Origin of the sequence: Nonomuraea sp. NPDC048916 (assembly GCF_040649575.1) — a bacterium.
Classification (GTDB): domain Bacteria; phylum Actinomycetota; class Actinomycetes; order Streptosporangiales; family Streptosporangiaceae; genus Nonomuraea.
On record NZ_JBEZFS010000003.1, the window covers coordinates 1 to 20,229 of the forward strand.

Genomic DNA, 20,229 nt, shown 5'->3' on the forward strand with positions numbered 1-20,229 from the left:
TTCACCCTCAACGGCACAGACCATGCCAGCCACCGCGAGCAGGGCAGCATGATCCGCCGCTACATCGCCTGGCGCAACCGCAACACTCACAACCCCCGCCTACGCAGGATCATCAACAGGGCGAACGTGGCCTGATGCGGCACTAGGACACCAGTTGCTGTTGCACCAGCCGGCGAAAGGCATCGGTCGCGGGATGAGAGGGGTTGCTCGGCCACACCATATACACCGTTACAGGGGCGGCATCGGACAGGGGCAGGTAGCGAATACCTGGGTGGGGATGGGTGTAACTGATGCCCGCAGTGGTCACCCCGACGGCTTCCCCGGTGGCAATGGTGGTGAGCCATTCGTCCACACCCGGCACCTGGAAAGTCGGGGGCCGCTGGGCATCAGGCCACAAATCGGCGCGCGTGGTCGAGGCAGTCGAGCACAAGACGACAGGCTGGCCCGCGAGATCGGCCAAGCGCACGGCCGAGCGGTGGGCGAGTGGATGCTCCTCGGGCACGGCCGCCATACGCTTCTCGCGGATGAGAGAGCAACTCGCCAGGCTGGGATCCGGGGTGGGTTCGGCGCGCAGGAATGCCACGTCGGCCTCCCCTCGCCGTACGGCCGCCTCGGGGTCATCCACGCGCCGCACGTGCACAGGTGCGTCGGGGTGGCGGTCACGCCAGGCGCGAAGGAGAGGAACCGTGTGGCTGCCCAGCGCGGACCAGGCGAAGGCCACGCGGATGGAGCGCGGTTGCGTCCCGGTGACCGCCTCAGCCAGCGCAGTATCTAACTGGTCGAGAATGCGGTGGGCGTGCTCCCACAGCCGCCTTCCGGCTTCGGTGAGCGTGAGGCGGCGGGTGGTGCGCTCCACCAGCCGGGTACCCAGACGGCTCTCCAACTGTTCCAAGGTGCGTGAAAGCGCGGGCTGGCTCATGTGGAGAGCGAGCGCGGCACCGGTGATGGTGCCCTCGTCTCCGATCGCCACCAAGGCCTGGAGATGCCGCAGCTCCACATTCATAATCACCGAGCATAAATGCCGCCTGAAGAGCATTTCACTGCCGCTCCGTACCGCCGTAACGTCGTCGCCATGAAGATCCTCCTCATCGGCGCCGGTGGCACGCTCGGCACCGCCTTGCGCGAGACGCTGCTCGGGCGTGGCCACGACGTCCTCACCGTCGGTCGAAGCAGTGGTGACCTCCGCCACGACATCTCCGACCCCGCTCAGATCACGGCACTGTACGCGAAGGCGGATGCGGTCGACGCCGTGGTCAGCGCCGCCGGCGATGTCCCCTGGAAGCCGTTCGCCGAGATGACGCCGCAGGACTACCAGGCGGCGTTCGACGGCAAGGTGCTCAGCCAGATCGAGCTGGTGCGCCAGGGTATTCCTCACGTTTCCGAGCGCGGGTCCTTCACCCTGATCAGCGGAGTGCTGGCTCGTGAGCCTGTTGCCACGGGCAGTGCCGCGTCCATGGCCAACGGCGCGGTGGAGGCGTTCGTGCGGGCGGCCGCCATCGAAATTGCACCCCAGCGAATCAATGCCGTCTCCCCGACGATCTTCACGGAAGACCTCGATAAGTACGGGGCCTACTTTCCCGGCTTCCCGCCGGTAGACCTTAGCGATGTCGCCGAGGCTTACGTCCGCTCGATCGAAGGCGCCCAGACCGGCCAGGTTCACACCCTTCCGTAGCGCTGAGAGGACTTCCCAGAACCGCCCACGAAGCGTCCGTTACCGTCCTGTGTGCCACCATGCGGGAATGATCGAAGTGCAGCCGGATGCATCCTTATCGCATGCAAAGCCCGGCCGGCGAATCGTCATGGCAGGCGTGGTCGGGAGCATCCTTCCTGTTGCTCTCCTGGCGTGGGTGGCCTTGATGACCAGGCTCTTCCCCGACTCCCCGCAATGCGGCGAATACACCGGATGTCTTGGCTATCTTGTCCAGGCGTGGGAGGTCGGGCGTTGGGTTGCGATCGTGCTCGCCTGGCCACTGCTGCATCTCCTACGAGTACGGCCCTCCTGGCCCGTGGCAATCCTCGCCGCCCTCTTCCTGACGGCCATCTGGCAGGTCGCCGAAGCGTTGCTGCTCGTATCGCCTGCCGAGGCCTTCGCCCTCATCATTTTCAGCGGGATGATCGCGTATCCGGCCGCGGCTTGGTTGGCCATGCCGCGCGTCCCCCGAAAACTGCTCATCCTGGCTGTTGCTTCGTCTCTCGCGCTCTACGCTTGCGCTTTCCTGCTCACCGACTGACCCCAGGGCCTTCACCTCGACCCCATCACCGACGCAATAGGTCCGGGAAACGATCAAACGCGACCCGGGAAGCGATCAAGGAAGTGGTCCTTCCGCCGCAGGCAGGACCTACTCGTGAACACCCCACCCAGCTCAAAGGCCGCTTCCAGGGCGTTGGAAGCGGCCTTTTGCGTTGCTGGGTGACTAACTGAGTGACTACGTGTCCTCAGCCATCTCCGCGGTGATGGCCCACCGTTCGTGGTCTCTCCATGCGCCGTTGATGTACTGAAAGGCTGGCGAGTAGCCCTCTCGACGGAAGCCGAGGCGCTTAACCAAGTTCAGCGACGGCGTGTTGTGCGGTTGGATGTTCGCTTCCAGCCGATGCAGGCCCAACTCGCCAAAGGCCAGCCCCATGATGAGACCCAGACCTTCGGTCATGTAGCCGCGGCCGGTCGTGGATGCGTACGAGGCGTAACCCAGCGTTCCGCACTGGTGCGTTCCCCGGACGATGTTGTTGATGTTGACCCGGCCGACGACGGCACCGGTGCCCCGCAGGCAGAAGACGAAGCCTTCGTGGCCGGGCTCATCGAACCGCTTGAGGTAGTCCCGGAAGGCTTCGTATGTCGTGATCGGAGCGCCAGGCATCCAGGAGCGGTACATCTCGACGCTTTCCCGATGCAGGGGAAGGAGTTGTTCGTGGTCTTGGAGACAGAGGCGGCGAACGGCCACCCGCGGCCCTTGCGCGAGGTAGGTACTGGATGACATCGGCTGGATCTTACGCAACCTAGATCGGTATGAGGAGGCGGGATGTGAACGTGACCGTCCCATCCCGCCGACTCGCGTTGAAGATCAGTCGTCGGGAAAGATGAGGTCCATTGCTTCGGCCCCCTCCAGGAGGACGGGGCGGAGCTGCTTGCGGTAGACGGTTTCGGTGACGGTGGTGTTGCGGTGGCCGACCAGGCGTGAGATGGCTTCGATGGGCATGCCGGCGTCGGAGAGCAGCGAGACGAAGCTGTGCCGCATCTCGCGTGGTGTCCAGTCCTGGGCGTTGAGGCCGGCCTTCTTGAGGACGGCCCGAAACGAGCGGCGGACGTTGTGGGAGTCCAGTTCGGTACCGACCTTGGACGCGAACACGAGGTCGTTGTCCTGCCAGTTTGTGCCTGCTGCCTTCTTGGCTACGTTCTGGCGTGCGCGGTGGAGCTTGAGGGCATCCACGCAGCGTCTCGGTACGGCCAGCGTGCGGCGGGACTTCTTGGTCTTGGTACCTGACTGAGCGCCAGACCATGATGGAGGGCGGTGTGCCGTCCATGTTGACGTGTGACCAGGTGAGCGCGCGGAGTTCCTCCGTACGGGCTCCCAGGAGCAGTGACAGGACCACGTATGCGTGCAGGGCCGTGCCTTCGGATGCCTTCAGTACGGCTTCCGCCTGGTCGAGCGTGAGCGACTTGGACGGGCGGCCATCCTTGCCCTTGGGGATCTCGCAGAGCAGCACGACATTGCGCTTCACCTTGTCGCGGGCCTGGGCTCGGGAGACCGCGCGGACGAGGATCGAGCGCAGCTCGCGGAGGCTGCGCGTGCCGAGCTGGCCGAGCAGCGGTAACGAAACCATTCCGACAGCCGGGCTGAGCGGTCCATGATTCATACCTTCTCTACGAGATCGAGATCAAGCCGTCGCCCGATGAGCGGCGGGCGGCCGGGCGGTCCGGGCGGGCGTGCGGCCTCTCCGGGCCGGTCCCCGCCCGGCCACCCCGCCGCGTACGGACGCGACTGGAAGACGTACACGTCTCTGAACGGGTCCAGGAACACCTCCGCAAGCCGTGGCCGCGTTGATCACGATGGCTTAGGCTTGTTCGCTGTGCCACGACGAACGTTTCGGGAAGTCGATGGGGAACGGATCGAGGGCGTGTTACGGCCGGTGTTCATCCGCAATGCCAGCCAATACTTCCTGAGCGATCTGGTGATCTATGCCGACGGCGCTATCGACGCCTGGGGGCTGACGGATCTGGATGGGCTGCGACGGCATTTGGAGACCGGCTGGGTCGCGACGTCGCTGAAGCCGGGGGCGTGGGTGTCCGCTCATCAACTCGCGTCCTGGAAGCTGGCGGAGCCGTCGATGTCAGTGACGGCGGACGATCTGCTGGGCCAGGTAGCCGATGCGATCGAGCGGCTCAACGGGCGCCCGGACTCCTCACAGCGCTGCTGGCTGGCGATCGAGAAATACATGGAAACCAGGTCGGAAGAGGATCGGCGTGCGCTGCGGGAGGCGTACTCGGCCATCCCGGAGATAGATCGAATGTATGTTCTGGGGGACATGGATCGCAAAGACGTCCCGCTTCGGGTCTTGATCGCTGAACTCGGTGAGACTCTGCCGGTGCAGTGGCAGCCATACGATCCGGAGGTCGTGACCGAAGACGACCAGGTAGAGGCGATTCGCTACTTTGAGGAGGTTCTCAGTTATCGGAGGACTTCGCGGCCTGCTCCGCCCGACGACCCCGAGCCCGTAGAAGCAGGCGCGATCACCCTGTACCAGACGGTTTTCCCGCAGGGCTGGCCGGAAGATCCGGGCATCCTGGTCCTGCGCAACGAGTACCCGGCCGACATCGAGGTCGGAGGTGTGTCCTATCCGACGATCACCCATGCCTATTGGGCCCTGTCCACGGCGGACCGGGCGGCGCGCGAGCGAATCATGATGGCCGAGCGCCCTTACGACGCTGAAACCCTCGCCAAGGAGACCGACCGCGTCGACGGTTGGGCGACCGTCCGGGCAGTCGTCATGATGCGATTGCTGCGCGCCAAGTTCACCCAGCACCCGTCCCTTGCCGACATCTTGGTCGGCACGGGGAACGCCCGCATCCACTACACCGGCATGGGGTCAGACTATTGGCACGCGGCAGGGCGGCAGGGCCGTAACTGGATGGGTCGCCTGCTGGAACTGGTCAGAGCTGAACTCCATGCCGAACGACTTGGGCTCGCGATGGATGGCTAAGTCTGCAAACAGGGCTTGCACCTGGGTGGGCAGCCCCTTGAAGGGTTGTCACCTCTCGGCCTGGCGGGTGCATGGCCGCGTGCAGTGGCACCGGCGGGAAAGCTATGGTGCGCAACAGCTTTCTATGCTGCCCGGGTGGTGGAGTTGAAGGCGAATCAGCCCAGGTGGCGGCAAGTGCACGCCATCATGCGGAGCGCATCCGTAGCGGTGATTACAAGCCTGGCGAGCGCATTCCGTCGCTCGTCGCCCTCAATGAGGAGTTCGGCATTGCCAACGCCACCGGGCAGAAGGTCATGCGAGCTCTGCGAGCGGACGGCTTGATCCGTGGACTTGCTGCCAGGCGAGCAGGATGAGCTCGTTGGCGGCGGCGACCATGAGCGCGGCGGGCGGCGATGAGCTGGGTGGGGTGCGAACGGTTTGGTCGCCCAGGCCGGTGGTGGCGTGGGCCAGCGCTGGGGCATCGGGGGGCAGGCCAGGTTGCCGTCGATGAGCAGGGCGCCGTGGACGTTGCCTTGGATGCCGCGTTGGTCCTGTTTGTAGTCGAACGCCAGTTGGAAGCTCAGGGTGCGGGCAGCCCGGGCGAAGTGTTCGGCGGTCTGGTCGGTGTAGGCGCGGTCGACGGCGAGGATGCCGATCGGCAGGCCGAGCGGGGCGTAACCCGGCAGGACGGTGATCGCGTTCGGGCCGAGTTTCGGCGCAAGGCGAACTACAGCGCCGATGCCAGCGAGCGCGCAGTTGTGGCTCGAAGGGCGGGGGCCTGTCTCCGGCCGGGTTCGGCGCGGTCGGTGCCGTACCTGGCGGCACGAAGGTGCGTCCCGGCGGTACGAATGCGCGTCGGGAATTACGAGTCGCGGTTGAAGACCCGCTCGTTGCCGGGCCCGCTTGACCATACTTCGCTCGGCGAAGTATGGTTCTTTTCGTGCCAACGATCAAGGGCGATTTTCCGTTGATTTCGCTGCCGGGATGCGATGCTGAGCAACCCTGCGACGGTTGCCTATGAGCACGCCATAGCCCACCTTTGCCGCCTGTCCGGGTCAAGATATCCCCCACCGTAGGAACCGGCCGGCGGTCCGCCCCCGGTCAAGCAGGACGCGGGCGACTGCGATGCCTTGAGGGACTTCCTCGGCATTCCGCAGAAAGTATGGCCGAAGAGCCGATCGGGGTGGCACGCCCCTTCTCGGGAGCCCTTTGCGGAGACAGAGGCAATGCCTCGAACCAATCACGAGCGCGCTCGACAATCTGGAGCGCAGCAAGGAGTTCCATTCCATGTTCGATCCCGCACAGGCCGCGCTGCGCACGCATCAACGTGGAGCTGGGGCGATGAGACGCGCGGCGGCCTTACTCGCCCTCGCCCTGGCCGCCGGGTGCGCCGGCACCGCGACCGAGACCGCGCCGAGCCCCACGGCGCAAGGAGTGGAGCAGCGCCGGCAGGCCGAGATGGCCACCTGCATGAAGGGCAAGGGTTTCAAGTACATCGCGTTCGTCGCCAAGGGTAAAACGCCGAGCCAGGAGCGCCAGGCCGCCAGTAACGGCGACTATGGCGCGATGAAGTCGTTTCGGGCCAAGTACGGCTTCGGGCACTTCGCGACGTACATCTATCCCAAGGAATTCGAGAGCCCGATGGTCAAGCCGGACAACCCGGAGATCAACCCGAACGCGCAGTTCAAGAGCGCACTGTCCGAACAGCAGCGCAAGGCGTATGAAAAGGCCTACGACTCCTGCTACACGGCCGCGATCCAGAAGATCACAGGCAAGGTCGTGAAGTCGGAGATGGACCACTACGAGCAGGTGGAAGAGGCCAGGACCCAAGCCAAGAGCCGCACACTCGACGGCGAACCCGGCCTGGTGGAGAAGGCCACGAGCATGGCCGACTGCCTGAGGGGCGAGGGCTACCGGACGGTGAGCGCCAATCCGACCGCCATGGCCACGCGAGGCTACGACGAGGCCCGAGCAATGGTGGTGAACCTGGGCAAGTCCGACGACATCGACGACAGCAAGCTGGGCGAAGGCCAGTTCTTCGAGCCCATGCTCACGGCCGCGCAGGCCAGGCCGTATCTCACCAAAGAGATCAAAATCGCACTCGACGACCTCGAGTGTGGCAAGGACTTCTATGCGGCCTACCTGCCGAAGGCGCAGGAGATCGAGGCGAAGGTGAACGAGGAGTACGGAGTGCGCACATGAGCTTGACGATACTTCGTCCAGCGAAGTACGTTCGCTGCTATGTCTAAGGGATCATCCGGTTTGAGTGAGCAGAGCTACTTCGTCCTCGCCGCACTCCTGCATGGCCCGCTTCACGGACACGCGATCATCAAGAAGGTCGTCGGCCTCTCGGAGGGCAGGATCACGCTGCCCGTCGGCACCCTCTACGGCGCCCTCGACCGGCTGGCCGCCAACGGCGTCATCATGATCGAGCGCGAAGAGATCGTCAACGGCCGCAAGCGACGTTACTTCAGGATCACCGAGGAGGGCGACCGCTTGGTGAGGGCGGAGGCCCAGCGCATGCAGCAGGCGGCCGCCGTGGTGATGGGGCGCCCCAGTCTGGGAGCCACCTTCGCATGACCACGCTTGAGCGGCGTTACCGATGGCTGTTGCGCGCCTACCCCAAGGGTTACCGCGCCGACCACGGGGACGAGTTCGTCGACGTCCTGCTGGACAGCGCCAAGCCAGCGCAGGCACTGCCTGCGCCACGTGAGGCGTTCGCGCTCATCGTGGGTGGGATCCGCACCCGCATCGTCGCGGCGGCGCAGGGGCCCGCCTGGACGGATGGGCTACACAACGGCATCGTGGCGCTGGCCGTGCTCAACCTCGCGGTGCTCATCCCCTACGCCGGCAGCATCCGGTTGTGGCTGGCGCTGTCGGCCGCCGCGCTGGTGCTCATCCTGCGCGGCCACGTCAGACCGGCACTCCCCGTCGCGGGGATCGTCGCCGTCAAGATGACGGCGATCACCATGGGAAGCCCGTGGCTGGACGCCATGTTGCTGCCGGTCTTCCCCGACGCATGGTGGGCGGGACCCCCGCTGTACGGTCACGGCGGCCCGATCGCTCCGCTGGCCTCCAACGTGCTGCTCGTCGGCGGCTTGCTCGTCCTGGCGGCCAGGCGTGACGGGCCGCGCGCCCGTTCATGGTGGTGGCTGGCCGCGGTGCCGCTGCTCGCCGGCTCGGACCCCGCGTGGCTCGACATCGCCGCGGGCTCACCGACGGCCATGGCCCGGGTCTGCCTGGAGGTGGTGCTGCTGCTCGGCGCCGCCCTCGCCGGCCACCTCACCGCCGACTCCCGATGGGCGATCGCCGCGAGCGTCTACCTGGTGCCCGCCATCGCCGTGCTCTACGAGAACATCGAGAGCATCGAACACCTCACCAGGCAGGACATCGCGCACACGACCCTGCTGGTGGTTCTGGTGCTGGCGGCGGCCGTCGTGCCGTTCCGCGCCAGGCGCCGCATCCTTCTCTGACGCGCCACAGGGCCACGAGATCTGTTCGGCCTGCCCGAAAACAAGGAGTTCCGACGTGAAGTCCCCCCGCAAGGTGCTGATCGGCACCGTCGCCGGCGTCATCGTGATCGCCGGCGTCGGGTGGGGAGTCAGCACCAGGCTGCGCTCGCCCGCCGACGAGGCGGCCCTGCGCAAGCCGCCGAAGGCCTCGCTGGTCACCGTGCCCGTCGAACGCACCAAGCTCACCAGCACGATCGTGGTCAACGGCACCCTCGAGTACGGCTCGCCGCTGCCGATCACGCTGGCCGGGGTCGTCGGCGGTGCGGACGCCAACCAGCGCGCCACCCGCGCCCCCCGCCCGGGCAAGGTGACCGAGGGCGGGATCCTCATGGAGGTGAACGGCAGGCCCGTCTTCGCCATGCCGGGCAAGGTGCCGATGCACCGCACCATCAGCCCGGGCGCCAAGGGCGACGACGTCAAGCAGCTACAGCGCTCGCTGCGCCGGCTCGGGTACGGCACGCGCGTCACCGGTGTGTACGACCCGCCCACCGTCACGGCGGTCACCAGGTTCTACGCCAAGAATGGGTACGAGGCCCAGCAGCCCACGCTCGATGCCAGGCAGCAGCTCGACACGCTGCGCAAGGCCGTACAGACCGCGCAGGAGACGCTGGCCGCGGAGCAGAAGATCCTCGACCAGGGCAGCGACGTCCTGCCGTTGAAGCTCCAGCTCGCCAACGCCAGGGCGGATCTGAAGGCGGCCCGGCTCGCCCTTGAAAAGGCCAGGTCGCGGCGGTACACCCCCGAGGACGTCGCCAAGATCGAGGCCGCGGACACCGCGGTGAGGGCGGCCGAGGAGAAGCTGCTCCAGGCCGAGCAGGACCTGGCCGCGGCCAGGACGGAGAGCGACAGGCCCGAGCCGAGCGCGTCGCCCAGCGCGCCGGGCACCACCCCCGCACCCACGCCCACGTCGCAGCGGCCCGTCGACACGACCTTGCTGGAGCTCAAGCTGTCCAACGCGCGCGCTGGCCTGGAGGCGGCGCACAGCGCCTATGAGCGGATCGAGGAGGAGGCGCGCCAGGCGCGTGAGAAGAAGCTGAGCGAGCTCGGCAAGACCGTACGCGACGCGAAGGAGGCCGTCGCGCTCGCCGAGCAGGGGTTGCGGCAGGCCCGCGAGCTGTCGCCCGTCAAGCTCAAGGTCGCCAACGCCAAGAAGGACATGAGCGCGGCCAGGGAACTGCTGGCCGAGTACAAGAGGACCTACGGCACCACGATTCCGCCGGGCGAGCTGGTGTTCCTGCCGAAGCTGCCCGCGCGCCTGCACAAGGCCGGAGTCAAGGCCGGTGAGACCGTGGACAAGGCGATCGCCACCGTGACGAGCTCGTCCTTCGTGGTGACAGGCTCGGTGGAAACCACCGAGGTCGATCTGCTGAAGGAAGGGCTGGAGGCGGTCATCGAGACCGAGGCGGGCAAGACCTATCCGGCGCGGCTGATCGCCTTCGGCGAGAAGGCGAAGCTGTCCGCCGACGAGGAGAAGCAGGGCGAGCAGGCCGCCGGGATGAGCTCTGAACCGGTGCTGATCAGCCCGCTGTCGGAGAAGGGCCTAAAGAGCCTGTCGGGCGCGTCGGTCACCGCGAAGGTGACGGTCGGCGCGACGGACACCGAGGTGCTCGTCGTCCCGGTGGCCGCGGTGATCACCTCGGCGGACGGCAAGGCGCGGGTCCGGGTGGAGATCGCGCCGGACAGGACCAGGGACGTCGAGGTACGCACGGGTCTGACCGCTGACGGCAAGGTCGAGGTCACCGGCGCGCTCAAGAAGGGCGACAGAGTGGTGGTCAACAGTGCCTGAGCCCGTCATCGTCCTGGACGCCGTCAGCAAGGAGTTCCCCACCGATCCGCCGGTGCGCGCGCTGTCCGATGTCTCGCTCGCGGTTCACCAGAGCGACTACGTGGCGATCATCGGTCCTTCGGGGTCGGGCAAGTCCACGCTGCTCAACGTGCTCGGGCTGCTCGACACGCCGAGCTCGGGCAGCTACCTGCTGGACGGCATCGAGACCACCGTGCTGCGCGACGGAGAGCGGACCAGGCTGCGCGGCAGCCGCATCGGCTTCGTCTTCCAGTCCTTCCACCTCCTTTCCCACCGCAGCGTGGCGGAGAACGTGATGCTCGCCGAGGTGTACCGGAGCGGCACCGCCGAAAACGGGCGCAAAGGCCGCAGGGCCAGAGCGCTGGCGGCGCTCGACCGCGTCGGCCTGTCGCATCGGGTGGACTTCCCGCCCGACCGGCTGTCGGGCGGCGAGCGGCAGCGTGCGGCGATCGCCAGGGCGCTGATGGGCGGCCCTTCGCTGCTGCTGTGCGACGAGCCCACGGGCAACCTCGACAGCCATAACACCGACGCGGTCCTCGCCCTCTTCGACGACCTGCGCGACCAGGGCCTGACCATCGTGGTGATCACTCACGAGACCCAGGTCAGCGGCCGGGCCAAGCGCAGGGTCAGGATCACCGATGGCCTCCTGGTGGAGGAGTAGTGGACGTTCGTGACCTGCTGAACGAGGCTATGGCCGGCATGCTGGCCCGCCCCGCCAGGACCGCCCTCACCACGCTGGGCACCGTGCTCGGCATCACCACGCTGGTCATCACGCTCGGGATCGCCGCCACGGCGGGCAACCAGATCGTCGGCAGGTTCGACGAGCTGACCGCCACCACGATCACTGTGGAGGTTCCCGAGAGCCGCACGGTCGTCGTCGCATGGGACGCCATCGACCAGGTCACCCGGCTGCGAGGGGTGACCTCGGCCGCCGCCGTCGCCGAGACCAAGGAAAGCGCCAACCTGACCGTGCGCTCCAGCAAGATCGTGGACCCCACGAGAGTGACCGACCAGACCCTCACGGTGGTCGCCTCCAGCCCCAGCCTGCCTCAGGCGGTCAAGGGAAGCATGGTCGAGGGCCGCTTCTTCGACGCCGGACACCTCGCGCGCAAGGACAAAGTGGTCGTCGTCGGCGAGCACGCCGCCAAGTTGCTCGGCATCACCCGGCTGGAGCGCGCCCCCGCCATCTTCATCGGCAGGCACGCCTACACCGTCATCGGCATCCTCGGCGCGATGAAGAGGGAGCGCAACCTCAGCACCGCGGTCATGGTCCCGCCCACGATCGGCAGACAGTTCGGGCTCAAGGACGTCACCAGGGTGCTCATCAACACCAGCCTGGGCGCCGCCGACCTCATCGCAGACCAGGCGCCGCTCGCGCTCAGCCCGGGCAACGAGAGCCTGCTTCAGGTCATCGCGCCGCCGTCGCCCACCAGAGCGCGCGACGGCGTTCAGAGCGACGTCAACTCGCTGTTCCTGATCCTCGGCCTGGTCTCGCTGGTCGTCGGCGCGGTGGGGATCGCCAACGTCACGCTGGTCACGGTCATGGAGCGGGTCGCCGAGATCGGCCTGCGCCGCTCGCTGGGCGCCGCTCGCAGGCACGTCGCCGCCCAGTTCCTCCTGGAGTCGACGCTGACCGGACTGACCGGCGGGGTTATCGGCGCCAGCCTCGGCCTGGTCGCGATCGTCGGTGTGTCGGCGGCCAAGCAGTGGACGCCCGTGCTCGACCTGCGGCTGGCCGTGGCGGCGCCGCTGGCCGGAGCGCTGGTCGGCCTCCTGGCGGGGCTCCATCCGTCACTTCGCGCCGCCCGCATGGAACCGGTCGACGCGCTGCGCTGAAGATGGAACCTCGCCATAGCGAGGTATCGTCCTGTGTGCCACTATGCGCGAGTGATCGAAGTGCAGCCGGATGCATCCTTATCGAAGGCCGGCCGGCGAATCGTCATGGCAGGCGTGGTCGGGATCACCCTTCCTGTTGCTCTCCTGGCGTGGGTGGCCTTGATGACCAGGCTCTTGCCCGACGCAGGTCGCCGAAGCGTTGCTGCTCGTATCGCCTGCCGAGGCCTTCGCCCTCATCATTTTCAGCGGGATGATCGCGTATCCAGCCGCGGCTTGGTTGGCCATGCCGCGCGTCCCCCGAAAACTGCTCATCCTGGCTGTTGCTTCGTCTCTCGCGCTCTACGCTTGCGCTTTCCTGCTCACCGACTGACTCCAGGGCCTCCGGGCGCCGGACCCGGATGCGGCACGCGCCGTCCTGACCCTGGACCGGTACGCCGACATCGAGGTCCACGACCGGGAGTTCGGCGGGCGGCGGCGACACCGCCGTCATCAGCATTCCCACGTCGTCGGGGCGGCTCATCGACTACCTGCGGACACCCTTCTTGCCAGTGGATTACGCGCATGACCGCCGGCCCTTCTGATCGCGCAGCGGGCGGGCTGTCAGCCCCCTGACCTGGATGAACCCGATCTGCCGGCGACTACCGTCACGATGACGGATTCGCCCATCGGGCCGATCTTCGTAGTTTCAGTTCGGGGCACGGGGCCCCCGAAGGAGGCGGAGATGAAGGTTCTGGTCGTTGCGGCGTTGGCGTTGAGCGTGATGGCGAGCCCGGCGCAGGCAAAGGACGGTTGCGCGGACGCGCGCGAGGAGGTGTCGAGCATCGAGGGGTGGGTGTCGCCCAACGCCTGCACGTTCATCAACAGGCAGATCAGGTTCGGCAAGGTGACCACGGAGGACCGGGTGCAGGCCTACGTGGACATCTGGGACACCAACGCGACGCTCTGGGAGCCGCAGAAGGTCAGCACGCCGCTGACACAGGGTCTGGACACGATCAGGGCGTCGATCGCGGGGACGCTGGCCCTGGTGCCCGACTTTCGTTTCCGCGGCACGCGCATCGCGGTGAACGGCTCGGCAGTGATGTTCGAGGCGGTCAACGAGGCCACAGTCAAAGGTCACAAAATCACCTATCCGGCGGTGTACCGGGTCTTGCTGACCGATGATGGCAAGGTCATCCAGGGCCGCCGGTACTACGACCGTTACCAGATGTTCTCCCCGCTCGAGCCGAGCCTGCCCAACCTGTTCGGCGACGTCGCCGACAGCGGCCAGCCCGACGAGAGAAGGCGACCGGTCATGGGCCCCGACGAACTGGCCACCCGGGCGCAGGCGTGGAACAGCGAGGACACCGCGGCCCTCACGGCGCCCCTCAGCGGCGCTCCGCTGTCGGCCCCCGGGCTGGGCGAGCGGAAGCTGCGGACGGGCGAGGGCAAGCGGGCCTACCTGACGGCCTTCTTCGACCAGGTCAGCGACGTGAAGCTGCAGCCGGGCCAGGCCGTGCGGGTGCCCGGCGCGACGTACGTGGAGTGGCACGGCACGGTCCTGCCGAAGGAGCAGAGCGAGCCGATGAGCTTCGGCATCGTGGAGCGGATCGCGGACAACGGTGGCGTCTCGACGCAGTGGCAGCTGTCCTTCGACCAACTGCCGCTGATCGCCGACCAGGCCCGGATCGACCGGCTGTACGGCCTGCTCAGGTGAGCGCGGCCAGCTCTGCCCGCGAGGTGATCCCCAGCTTGGGGAACGCCTTGTACAGGTGGTAGCCGACGGTTCGGGGGCTGAGGTACAGCTGGGCCGCGATATCCCGATTCGAGGCGCCGGTCGCGGCCAGCCGTACCACCTGGCGCTCTTGCGGGGTGAGCACGCTGAGCGGGTCGTCCCTCCGGCGCGGGGCGGCGGGCACGTCGCCGGTGAGCCGCAGTTCGGCGCGCGCCCGCTCGGCCCACACCCGCATGCCGAGACGGTCGAAGATGTCCAGCGCGGCGCGCAGCCGCCGGCGTGACTCCGCCCGCCTGCGCGCCCGCCGCAGCCATTCGCCGTAGACGAGCAGTGTGCGGGCCTGCTCGTGCGGCTGCTCGCCGTCGTCGTGCAGTCGTTCGGCCCGCGCGTACAGCTCCTCCTCGCCCTCGACCAGGGCACGGCAGCGCAGCGCGACGGCCTCCGCGGACGGCCGGCCGACATGCGCGGACCAGTCCAGGTAGTACGCCAGGGGGCCGTGCGCCCGCTCCGGCGCCTGGAGCCGGACCGCCGCCTCGATCTGGTCAGGTGCGAAGAACAAGGAGGCCGGGGCGTTGACCAGCGGCGGAACGCTCTCCAGCACGCGCAGCGCCGCCTCGGGCCGGCCCAGGGCGAGCTCGAGCCGCCCGAGCGCCCACACCGCGGCGATGCCGTCGCTCCGGGCGGCGGCGGCCCGGCAGCCCTCCACGTCGCCGAGCTCGCCTCGGGCCAGCGCGAGCAGGCCGGTGAGCGCGGCATGCTCGCCGACCACCGGCAGGACGTCGTCCAGCACGTCGGCCACCTCGCCGTACCTGCCCAGGCAGGCCAGCGCGTGCAGGTGGGCCTCCAGCGCCATGGGCAGCCAGCCGTCCATCGCCTGCGCCCGGCACTCGGCCACCACCCGCTTGGCGACCGAGGCGGCCGTGGAGTAGAGGGCCAGCGGCGTGCACACCTGGGCGAGAAAGAGGCGGCCGGGCACCTCGAGCACCGCCATATCGGAGCTGTGGACCAGCCGGCCGAGGAGCTTCACGCCGGTCGCCATGTCCCCGTCGAGCATGGCGGCCCGGCCGAGCGCGCCTTCGACCAGCGGGGAACCGATCTCCGGAAGCGCCCTGAGCCGGTCCGCCGCCTGCCGGGCCAGCTCCCGGTCGCCGGCGTACCAGGCGCACCGGACGGCCTCGACGAGCAAGTAGGCGGCCCGCTCCCGGTCCAGCGGCTCCACCCGCGCGGCCCCATCGATGATCAGCTCGGCGGCCGCCGTGTACGCTCCCTGCTCGAACTCGCGGTGCGCCCTGACCTGGATGAGGTGGGCGAGCGCCAAGGGGTCCTGGATGTCCGCGCTGGCCCGGTCGGCCAGCGTGCTGGCGCGGTCGAGCAGCCCGGCGTTGCTGGCGGCCACGGCCGCGGCGGCTAGCCGTACCGACTTTCCGCGGCCGACGGGGGTGAGCTCGGCGGCGCGCTCGTAGGCGGCGGCCATGGCCGCGTGGCCGGACCGGGTGCGGGCGCGTTCGGCGACCTGATCGAGCTCGCGGGCCACCGCCTCGTCCGGAGTGGCCGTCGCGGCGGCCAGGTGCCAGGCGCGCCGGTCGGTGTGCTCCTCGCCGTCGAGGGCCTCGGCGAGTGCCCGCTGTACGGCCAGCCGCGTCGTCAGCGGCACGTTCTGATAGGCAGTGGCCCGGATGAGCGGGTGGCGGAAGCCCACCACGGCGCCGCTGACCTTGACCAGCCTGGCCTGCTCGGCGGCCGCCAGATCGGCCAGCCGGCCGCCGAAGCGTTCGCAGGCGCGCAGCACGACCCCCAGGTCGCCGGTGTCGGCGGCGGCCAGCACGGCCAGCAGCGTCTGCGCCGTCTCCGGCAGCGCTTCGATCTGCCTGCGGAACGCCTCCTGGACTCGGTCGGTCACCGGGATGGTGGCGTACGGGCTCAGCCGCCCGGCCCGTTGCTCGGGGGTGAGCGCGGAGGGCAGCTCCAGCAGGGCCAGCGGATTGCCATCGGCCTCGTCCAGGATGCGCTCGCGAACCGCGGCGGCCAGGTCGCCGGGCAGTAGTTCGGCGGCCGCCGCCCGGTCGAGGCCGCGCAGGCGCAGCTCGGGCAAGCCCTGCGGGTGGGAATCCGACCGCGTGGCGAAGATCAGGGCGACACCCTCGGCGTCGAGCCGGCGGGCCGCGAACGCCAGCGCGTCGACGGAGGCCTGGTCGACCCACTGCACGTCGTCGACCAGGCAGAGCAGGGTGCCGTCGCCCGCGGACTCGGCGAGCAGGCTGAGCACGGCCAGCCCGACCAACAGCCGGTTGCGCGGGGCTGCGTCGCCCAGTCCCAGCGCGCCGGTGAGTGCGGCCGCCTGCGCGTCGGGCAGCGCGGCAACCCGGTCGAGCTCGGTGCGCAGCAGCAGGTGAAGCGCGGCGTACGGCAGCTCGGCCTCCGACTCGATGCCAGTGCCACGAAGGATCCGCAGGCCCTGCGCCTGCTCCTGCGCGTGGTCGAGCAGCGCCGACTTGCCCGCGCCGGGCTCCCCGCGGATCACCAGCACACCGCTGCGCCCGGCTCGAGCCGACGACAGCAGTTGGTCGATCCGCGACTGCTCCTCGGCCCGCCCCCGCAACATGGGCAGAATCTATCCCGTGAAACCGGGTACCCGGCCCGCCGTTCTGTTTGCTCCGACCATACGGGTCCGTCAATCGGCTGGGAGCCCGCGCTCGCGGTACTCGCGGTGTTCATGCCCTGCCCGCCCACCGGGTTGTGGTTGTGCACGGCGTCACCGGCCAGCAGGATCCGGCCGTCGCGAAGCCAGCCGGCCGAGGTCTTCGGGGTTCCTGGCCGATGTGTTTGTGTGGGGTGTCGACCACCAGGCCGAGCGCGAGCCGCGGGAAGGCTGGCCGCTGTCCACACCTGCCAGCCGCGGCAGTTGGATTCCGGCGTGGTCGCGGTCGTCGTTGGCGCAGGCGGGCCCCTGGCCCCTGGCGCCGTGCGCACTTTGGCACCGCCGGTAAGTGCGATCAGTAGGCCAGCGCGGGAGGCCGCCCGTCCCGCAGCTCATACAGGTGCGCAACGCAAGCCGCATACGGCAGCGGGCCGTGTACCTGCTCAGGTGTCAGCCGGATCCCGGTACAACGTTCAGCCAGCGCCAGCGCCGCCTCGACGAACCGCTCACCGGATTCTTGCCATTCCTCATCATCTTCATCGAACTCGTTGGCCAGCCCGAGGTCCTTCAAATCCTGCAGGAGCCGGTCCGGTTCGTCGCCCCAGCGCGGTTCATCGGGGAACATCGGATCGAGACCAGTGATCACCCTTCCGTCGGCGGCGTAGACGAATCTGGCGTGCTGGTCGATGTTGTTGTGAACGCTGGCCAGTACGGTGGCCACCGACAGCGGACGAACCGCGTCGCGCATGATTCCCACGTAGCCCGCAGGCTCGACGATGACCGAGCCACCCTCAGCGGGGCCCACCTCGGCGTAGCCCGTTGCCTGCAGAGGTTTGCCCGGTATGACCGCGAGGCGTTCCAACACCTCAGGGGGCTGCAGGCCGGCGACGAGAGTGAAGCAGAACCCCGAGACGCCGAGACTGCTTCGGAATTCCTCCCACCACAGGTAATCCTGCGCTGTCGCACGTGTCACGGGTGACCTCGCTCAATCGGTGGCGGTTGTATTCGACGGTGCGGACGTCCACGCTACCTGCGAGCACCGACGTTTCATTGAAGCTGCGCCATCTTGAAGTAGCTGATCGGGGTGGTGGCGTGAGGGTCGTTCGGGGTGCTCGTGCTGGTGGTGGGCGGCAGTCTGGCAGGGTTGGTTTGCGGGTTCTCGTCCGTCGGGATCGGCGCCGCTCGTACGCTCCGGCGCATGATGGACCCCGAGGTACAGGAACGGATCGCCGCGCGTCGTGCGGAGCTGGACGGACTCGAAGAACAGCTGGTCAAGCGGCTGGCGGAGGTGCGGGCCGAGCGGGATGAGCTTGCCGTGGCCGAGCGGGTGTGGCAGCGGATGAGTGAGCAGCTCGCCGACGAGCGGGCCCAGGCCGGATCGCCGTCCCGGGGCGGCGAGGTCGTCCTGATCGACGGCACCCTGATCCCCACCCAGCGCCGCACCGGGACGGCGAACCGGCCGAACTACTCCGGCGAACACCACCGCCACGGCCTGCACGTCCTCGCCCTGACCGACGAACGGGGCCGGATGATCTGGATCTCCGCGGCTCGGCCCGGCCGCACTCACGACATCACCGCCGCCCGCCGTGACCGCATCCTGTCCCACCCTCACGCCACCACCCTGACCAGCTACTTCAAGAAGGCGCAGCTTCACTGAAGCTCGCAGCCACGGAGCGTCACGGAGTCCACGTAGGTTTCCGAAGCTCGATCGCCGGTTACCGGAAAGTCATATTCGGCGCGGTACGGCTCCGTCCTGCCAGCGGTAGAGGTCGCGCAGCAGGGAAATCTCGGCGCCGTGATGGATCAGCTCCCTGTTGACGTGCAGGACGATGCCCTCCATGGGAAACCGCTCGGGACCCACCGTGGGCGGATTCTCCAGGTCAGCGTCCGAGAGCTCGCGGACCCCCCCGTTCCATCTCCCATACATCTCATCGAGCTGTTTTAGCGCCTCGTCAGCGGTCCCCGCGTAGGCGAATGTCTGGGAGTCGACGTCCTGGCCGCCGAAGTGCCATCCGACCCGATAGCCCAGGCAGGAGACGATGATGTGCGCCAGCCGCCAGGCAATCGTGGTCACCGGCGCCGGCACCGGGTCAGGGGACGCGGAGTCCATCGTCCATTCCCCCGAACCTGCCGACATCGGTGCGGCCGACGTGCCACGTGGGCGGATGCTCCAGCAGCCACGCACCGGCTCCCAGAAGTACTCCTCATCGGCAAGACCGTGCAGCCGCGGCCGCAGGTTCTTGTGCCAGTGCCGGTCCAGCTGGTCCGCGATTCGCTCGCTTCTTGTCATTTCCGCACGCTACATACAACGGAGACCTGGCTGCGACCCTCGCGGACGCCGTTGCGCCGCTGCCCGCCTCAAGGTGCGGCAGCCTGGGGAAACGACCGTTTGTCGCGCGGAAAACGATCTATAAGCTCTCTCGGATGACTCTCGCTGGGCGCCGTCACATCGTGCGGCGGAGGAGCGGGGCGGTCGTGGACTTGCCGCCAGCTGAGCAGACGCTTTTGCAGGCGTCTTGCCAGGCGGGGCAGCTCTGCAACATCCCTGGTCGCGAAGTCCGGGCGAGCGCCGTTGTTGTGCCAAGCCGTGCATCGGTCAGTGCCCAGCTGAGCGTCCCTGTGGCGCAGACTGGCGGGCTCACCGTCCTATTCGATCACGAGCTCCGGTTCGCCAGGAGGAACAGCAGGCCGGTTAAGTCTTCGTCTTGAGGTGCGCGCGTGCAGATTCCGCGTGCGATGAGTTGTTCGGTGATCTCCCAGATCAGCTCGTGGGAGATGATCACAGTGGCCACGGTCCGATCATCGGTGGAGACGTACCTATGCGCCTCCTGGCAGGCGTTGCCCAGCAGGAAAGCGGAGACGGGAGCGGCGACCGCGGAGGCAAGCTGGTCGAGGACATCGCCCACGCCAACGAGCGGTACCGCCGAGCCGCAGCGTATGCGGCGACGTCCTTCCGGGTCGGTGACCGCGGTTACGGCGCGATCTCGCAGCGCCTCCGCTGTCCGAGGGGCGTGGCCAAGGTGTGCAGGCGGCGCAGGGTGGCGTCCGACCAGACGGTCACCAGGGTGAGATCTTCGGCCAAGGGGTAGAAGTTCGTGCCGGAACTGCCGGCGCGTGGTGGGTAGATGGCCTAGAACGTGGCCCAGAACGCGCCGTTCCACCATGGATGCTCGGCAGTCAGCGCTGTGTCAGGGACGGCGTCTTCGGTGCGTAACCGTTGCCACAACAGCAGGTCCAGCGCGTAGCCGAAAACTGATCATCACCTGGGAAGCCAGTCCGCGATCCCGGGGTGATCAAGAGCTGCCACCCTCATATGTCATGGTTCGTACATCACTGATGGCATTCTGCTTAATCATCTGGCTCGCCGGCTGCGCGGGTGACCCAGCGCCGGCGGCGTCATCCGCGGCTGCCGAGCCTGAACCCGCCGCCCCGCAGACGCCACCGCAGCAGAGCACCATCCCCGGCGCGCAACGGTTTCACGCCACCGAGCTACGGCCCGGCGACTGCATCGAGCCCTTGCCCCAGACGTTCATGATGACCGTCGTCCCCTGCC

General features: G+C 68.1%; 22 protein-coding genes. 13 read left to right on the top strand and 9 right to left on the bottom strand.

The annotated features are described in order from the left end of the window. Positions 1-142: 142 nt before the first annotated feature. Positions 143-1,003: a LysR family transcriptional regulator gene (locus AB0C16_RS02955; protein ID WP_357678242.1), complete on the bottom strand. Its 861-nt coding sequence runs from the start codon at positions 1,001-1,003 to the stop codon at positions 143-145. 69 nt (positions 1,004-1,072) lie between these two features. On the opposite strand from AB0C16_RS02955, the gene AB0C16_RS02960 reads away from it, so the two are divergent. Further along, complete coding sequence (locus AB0C16_RS02960; RefSeq protein ID WP_357678244.1) at positions 1,073-1,672, top strand: short chain dehydrogenase; 600 nt, start codon at positions 1,073-1,075, stop codon at positions 1,670-1,672. Between the two features lie 67 nt (positions 1,673-1,739). Then, positions 1,740-2,231: a hypothetical protein gene (locus AB0C16_RS02965; RefSeq protein ID WP_357678245.1), complete on the top strand. Its 492-nt coding sequence runs from the start codon at positions 1,740-1,742 to the stop codon at positions 2,229-2,231. Positions 2,232-2,426: 195 nt separating this feature from the next. Here AB0C16_RS02965 and AB0C16_RS02970 read toward each other — a convergent pair whose 3' ends face one another. Next, the gene (locus AB0C16_RS02970) at positions 2,427-2,975 is read right to left on the bottom strand and encodes a GNAT family protein (RefSeq protein ID WP_357678247.1); all 549 of its coding nucleotides are present in this window, start codon (positions 2,973-2,975) and stop codon (positions 2,427-2,429) included. 84 nt (positions 2,976-3,059) lie between these two features. Then, complete coding sequence (locus AB0C16_RS02975) at positions 3,060-3,425, bottom strand: tyrosine-type recombinase/integrase (RefSeq protein WP_357678249.1); 366 nt, start codon at positions 3,423-3,425, stop codon at positions 3,060-3,062. 640 nt (positions 3,426-4,065) lie between these two features. Here AB0C16_RS02975 and AB0C16_RS02980 point away from each other — a divergent pair. From AB0C16_RS02980 to AB0C16_RS03020, 9 genes are all read left to right on the top strand, one after another. Further along, a complete protein-coding gene (locus AB0C16_RS02980; protein ID WP_357678251.1) occupies positions 4,066-5,196 on the top strand; it encodes an NADAR family protein in 1,131 nt (376 codons plus the stop codon). A 104-nt stretch (positions 5,197-5,300) separates the two neighbouring features. Then, entirely contained in the window at positions 5,301-5,549 is a 249-nt protein-coding gene (locus AB0C16_RS02985) for a GntR family transcriptional regulator (RefSeq protein ID WP_357678253.1), read from the top strand. A 147-nt stretch (positions 5,550-5,696) separates the two neighbouring features. Beyond that, on the top strand, positions 5,697-6,146 hold the full coding sequence (locus AB0C16_RS02990; protein ID WP_357678255.1) for a hypothetical protein: 450 nt from the start codon (positions 5,697-5,699) through the stop codon (positions 6,144-6,146). Between the two features lie 316 nt (positions 6,147-6,462). Further along, positions 6,463-7,377, top strand: a complete 915-nt coding sequence (locus AB0C16_RS02995) for a hypothetical protein (protein ID WP_357678256.1) — start codon at positions 6,463-6,465, stop codon at positions 7,375-7,377. Positions 7,378-7,437: 60 nt separating this feature from the next. Further along, entirely contained in the window at positions 7,438-7,755 is a 318-nt protein-coding gene (locus AB0C16_RS03000; protein WP_357678258.1) for a PadR family transcriptional regulator, read from the top strand. Then, on the top strand, positions 7,752-8,648 hold the full coding sequence (locus AB0C16_RS03005; protein WP_357678260.1) for a hypothetical protein: 897 nt from the start codon (positions 7,752-7,754) through the stop codon (positions 8,646-8,648). The genes AB0C16_RS03000 and AB0C16_RS03005 overlap by 4 nt, the downstream gene beginning before the upstream one ends. 55 nt (positions 8,649-8,703) lie before the next feature. Further along, on the top strand, positions 8,704-10,473 hold the full coding sequence (locus AB0C16_RS03010; protein WP_357678262.1) for a peptidoglycan-binding protein: 1,770 nt from the start codon (positions 8,704-8,706) through the stop codon (positions 10,471-10,473). Then, complete coding sequence (locus AB0C16_RS03015) at positions 10,466-11,152, top strand: ABC transporter ATP-binding protein (RefSeq protein WP_357678264.1); 687 nt, start codon at positions 10,466-10,468, stop codon at positions 11,150-11,152. The genes AB0C16_RS03010 and AB0C16_RS03015 overlap by 8 nt, the downstream gene beginning before the upstream one ends. Next, positions 11,152-12,327: an ABC transporter permease gene (locus tag AB0C16_RS03020; RefSeq protein WP_357678266.1), complete on the top strand. Its 1,176-nt coding sequence runs from the start codon at positions 11,152-11,154 to the stop codon at positions 12,325-12,327. The genes AB0C16_RS03015 and AB0C16_RS03020 overlap by 1 nt, the downstream gene beginning before the upstream one ends. Before the next feature lie 124 nt (positions 12,328-12,451). Here the strand turns inward: AB0C16_RS03020 and AB0C16_RS03025 are convergent, their stop codons facing one another. Beyond that, positions 12,452-12,847 (bottom strand): hypothetical protein, encoded by a 396-nt coding sequence (locus AB0C16_RS03025; RefSeq protein ID WP_357678268.1) that lies wholly within the window; start codon positions 12,845-12,847, stop codon positions 12,452-12,454. Positions 12,848-13,048: 201 nt separating this feature from the next. Between AB0C16_RS03025 and AB0C16_RS03030 the strand changes: the two genes are divergently transcribed. Next, the gene (locus AB0C16_RS03030; protein WP_357678269.1) at positions 13,049-14,020 is read left to right on the top strand and encodes a nuclear transport factor 2 family protein; all 972 of its coding nucleotides are present in this window, start codon (positions 13,049-13,051) and stop codon (positions 14,018-14,020) included. Here AB0C16_RS03030 and AB0C16_RS03035 read toward each other — a convergent pair. From AB0C16_RS03035 to AB0C16_RS03045, 3 genes are read right to left on the bottom strand one after another with little or no spacing between them, the layout of a single operon-like run. Continuing rightward, on the bottom strand, positions 14,013-16,640 hold the full coding sequence (locus AB0C16_RS03035; RefSeq protein ID WP_357678271.1) for an AAA family ATPase: 2,628 nt from the start codon (positions 16,638-16,640) through the stop codon (positions 14,013-14,015). The two genes, AB0C16_RS03030 and AB0C16_RS03035, sit on opposite strands and share 8 nt — an antisense overlap. Further along, positions 16,556-17,008, bottom strand: a complete 453-nt coding sequence (locus AB0C16_RS03040) for an FAD-dependent monooxygenase (protein ID WP_357678273.1) — start codon at positions 17,006-17,008, stop codon at positions 16,556-16,558. The genes AB0C16_RS03035 and AB0C16_RS03040 overlap by 85 nt, the downstream gene beginning before the upstream one ends. A gap of 23 nt (positions 17,009-17,031) precedes the next feature. Further along, complete coding sequence (locus tag AB0C16_RS03045; protein ID WP_357678275.1) at positions 17,032-17,649, bottom strand: DUF6461 domain-containing protein; 618 nt, start codon at positions 17,647-17,649, stop codon at positions 17,032-17,034. Positions 17,650-17,874: 225 nt separating this feature from the next. Between AB0C16_RS03045 and AB0C16_RS03050 the strand changes: the two genes are divergently transcribed. Continuing rightward, positions 17,875-18,333: a transposase family protein gene (locus AB0C16_RS03050; RefSeq protein WP_357678277.1), complete on the top strand. Its 459-nt coding sequence runs from the start codon at positions 17,875-17,877 to the stop codon at positions 18,331-18,333. A 69-nt stretch (positions 18,334-18,402) separates the two neighbouring features. On the opposite strand, the gene AB0C16_RS03055 is transcribed toward AB0C16_RS03050, so the two are convergent. Beyond that, positions 18,403-18,966, bottom strand: a complete 564-nt coding sequence (locus tag AB0C16_RS03055; protein ID WP_357678278.1) for a DinB family protein — start codon at positions 18,964-18,966, stop codon at positions 18,403-18,405. Positions 18,967-19,330: 364 nt separating this feature from the next. Continuing rightward, on the bottom strand, positions 19,331-19,582 hold the full coding sequence (locus tag AB0C16_RS03060; protein WP_357678280.1) for a hypothetical protein: 252 nt from the start codon (positions 19,580-19,582) through the stop codon (positions 19,331-19,333). Between the last annotated feature and the right edge of the window lie 647 nt (positions 19,583-20,229).

Coding starts and splice junctions, on each gene's coding strand:
- AB0C16_RS02955 (WP_357678242.1), bottom strand. CDS start 1,003: ATGAATGTGGAGCTGCGGCATCTCCAGGCCTTGGTGGCGATCGGAGAC.
- AB0C16_RS02960 (WP_357678244.1), top strand. CDS start 1,073: ATGAAGATCCTCCTCATCGGCGCCGGTGGCACGCTCGGCACCGCCTTG.
- AB0C16_RS02965 (WP_357678245.1), top strand. CDS start 1,740: ATGATCGAAGTGCAGCCGGATGCATCCTTATCGCATGCAAAGCCCGGC.
- AB0C16_RS02970 (WP_357678247.1), bottom strand. CDS start 2,975: ATGTCATCCAGTACCTACCTCGCGCAAGGGCCGCGGGTGGCCGTTCGC.
- AB0C16_RS02985 (WP_357678253.1), top strand. CDS start 5,301: ATGGTGCGCAACAGCTTTCTATGCTGCCCGGGTGGTGGAGTTGAAGGC.
- AB0C16_RS02995 (WP_357678256.1), top strand. CDS start 6,463: ATGTTCGATCCCGCACAGGCCGCGCTGCGCACGCATCAACGTGGAGCT.
- AB0C16_RS03005 (WP_357678260.1), top strand. CDS start 7,752: ATGACCACGCTTGAGCGGCGTTACCGATGGCTGTTGCGCGCCTACCCC.
- AB0C16_RS03025 (WP_357678268.1), bottom strand. CDS start 12,847: ATGAGCCGCCCCGACGACGTGGGAATGCTGATGACGGCGGTGTCGCCG.
- AB0C16_RS03030 (WP_357678269.1), top strand. CDS start 13,049: ATGAAGGTTCTGGTCGTTGCGGCGTTGGCGTTGAGCGTGATGGCGAGC.
- AB0C16_RS03035 (WP_357678271.1), bottom strand. CDS start 16,640: ATGTTGCGGGGGCGGGCCGAGGAGCAGTCGCGGATCGACCAACTGCTG.
- AB0C16_RS03050 (WP_357678277.1), top strand. CDS start 17,875: ATGATGGACCCCGAGGTACAGGAACGGATCGCCGCGCGTCGTGCGGAG.
- AB0C16_RS03055 (WP_357678278.1), bottom strand. CDS start 18,966: ATGACAAGAAGCGAGCGAATCGCGGACCAGCTGGACCGGCACTGGCAC.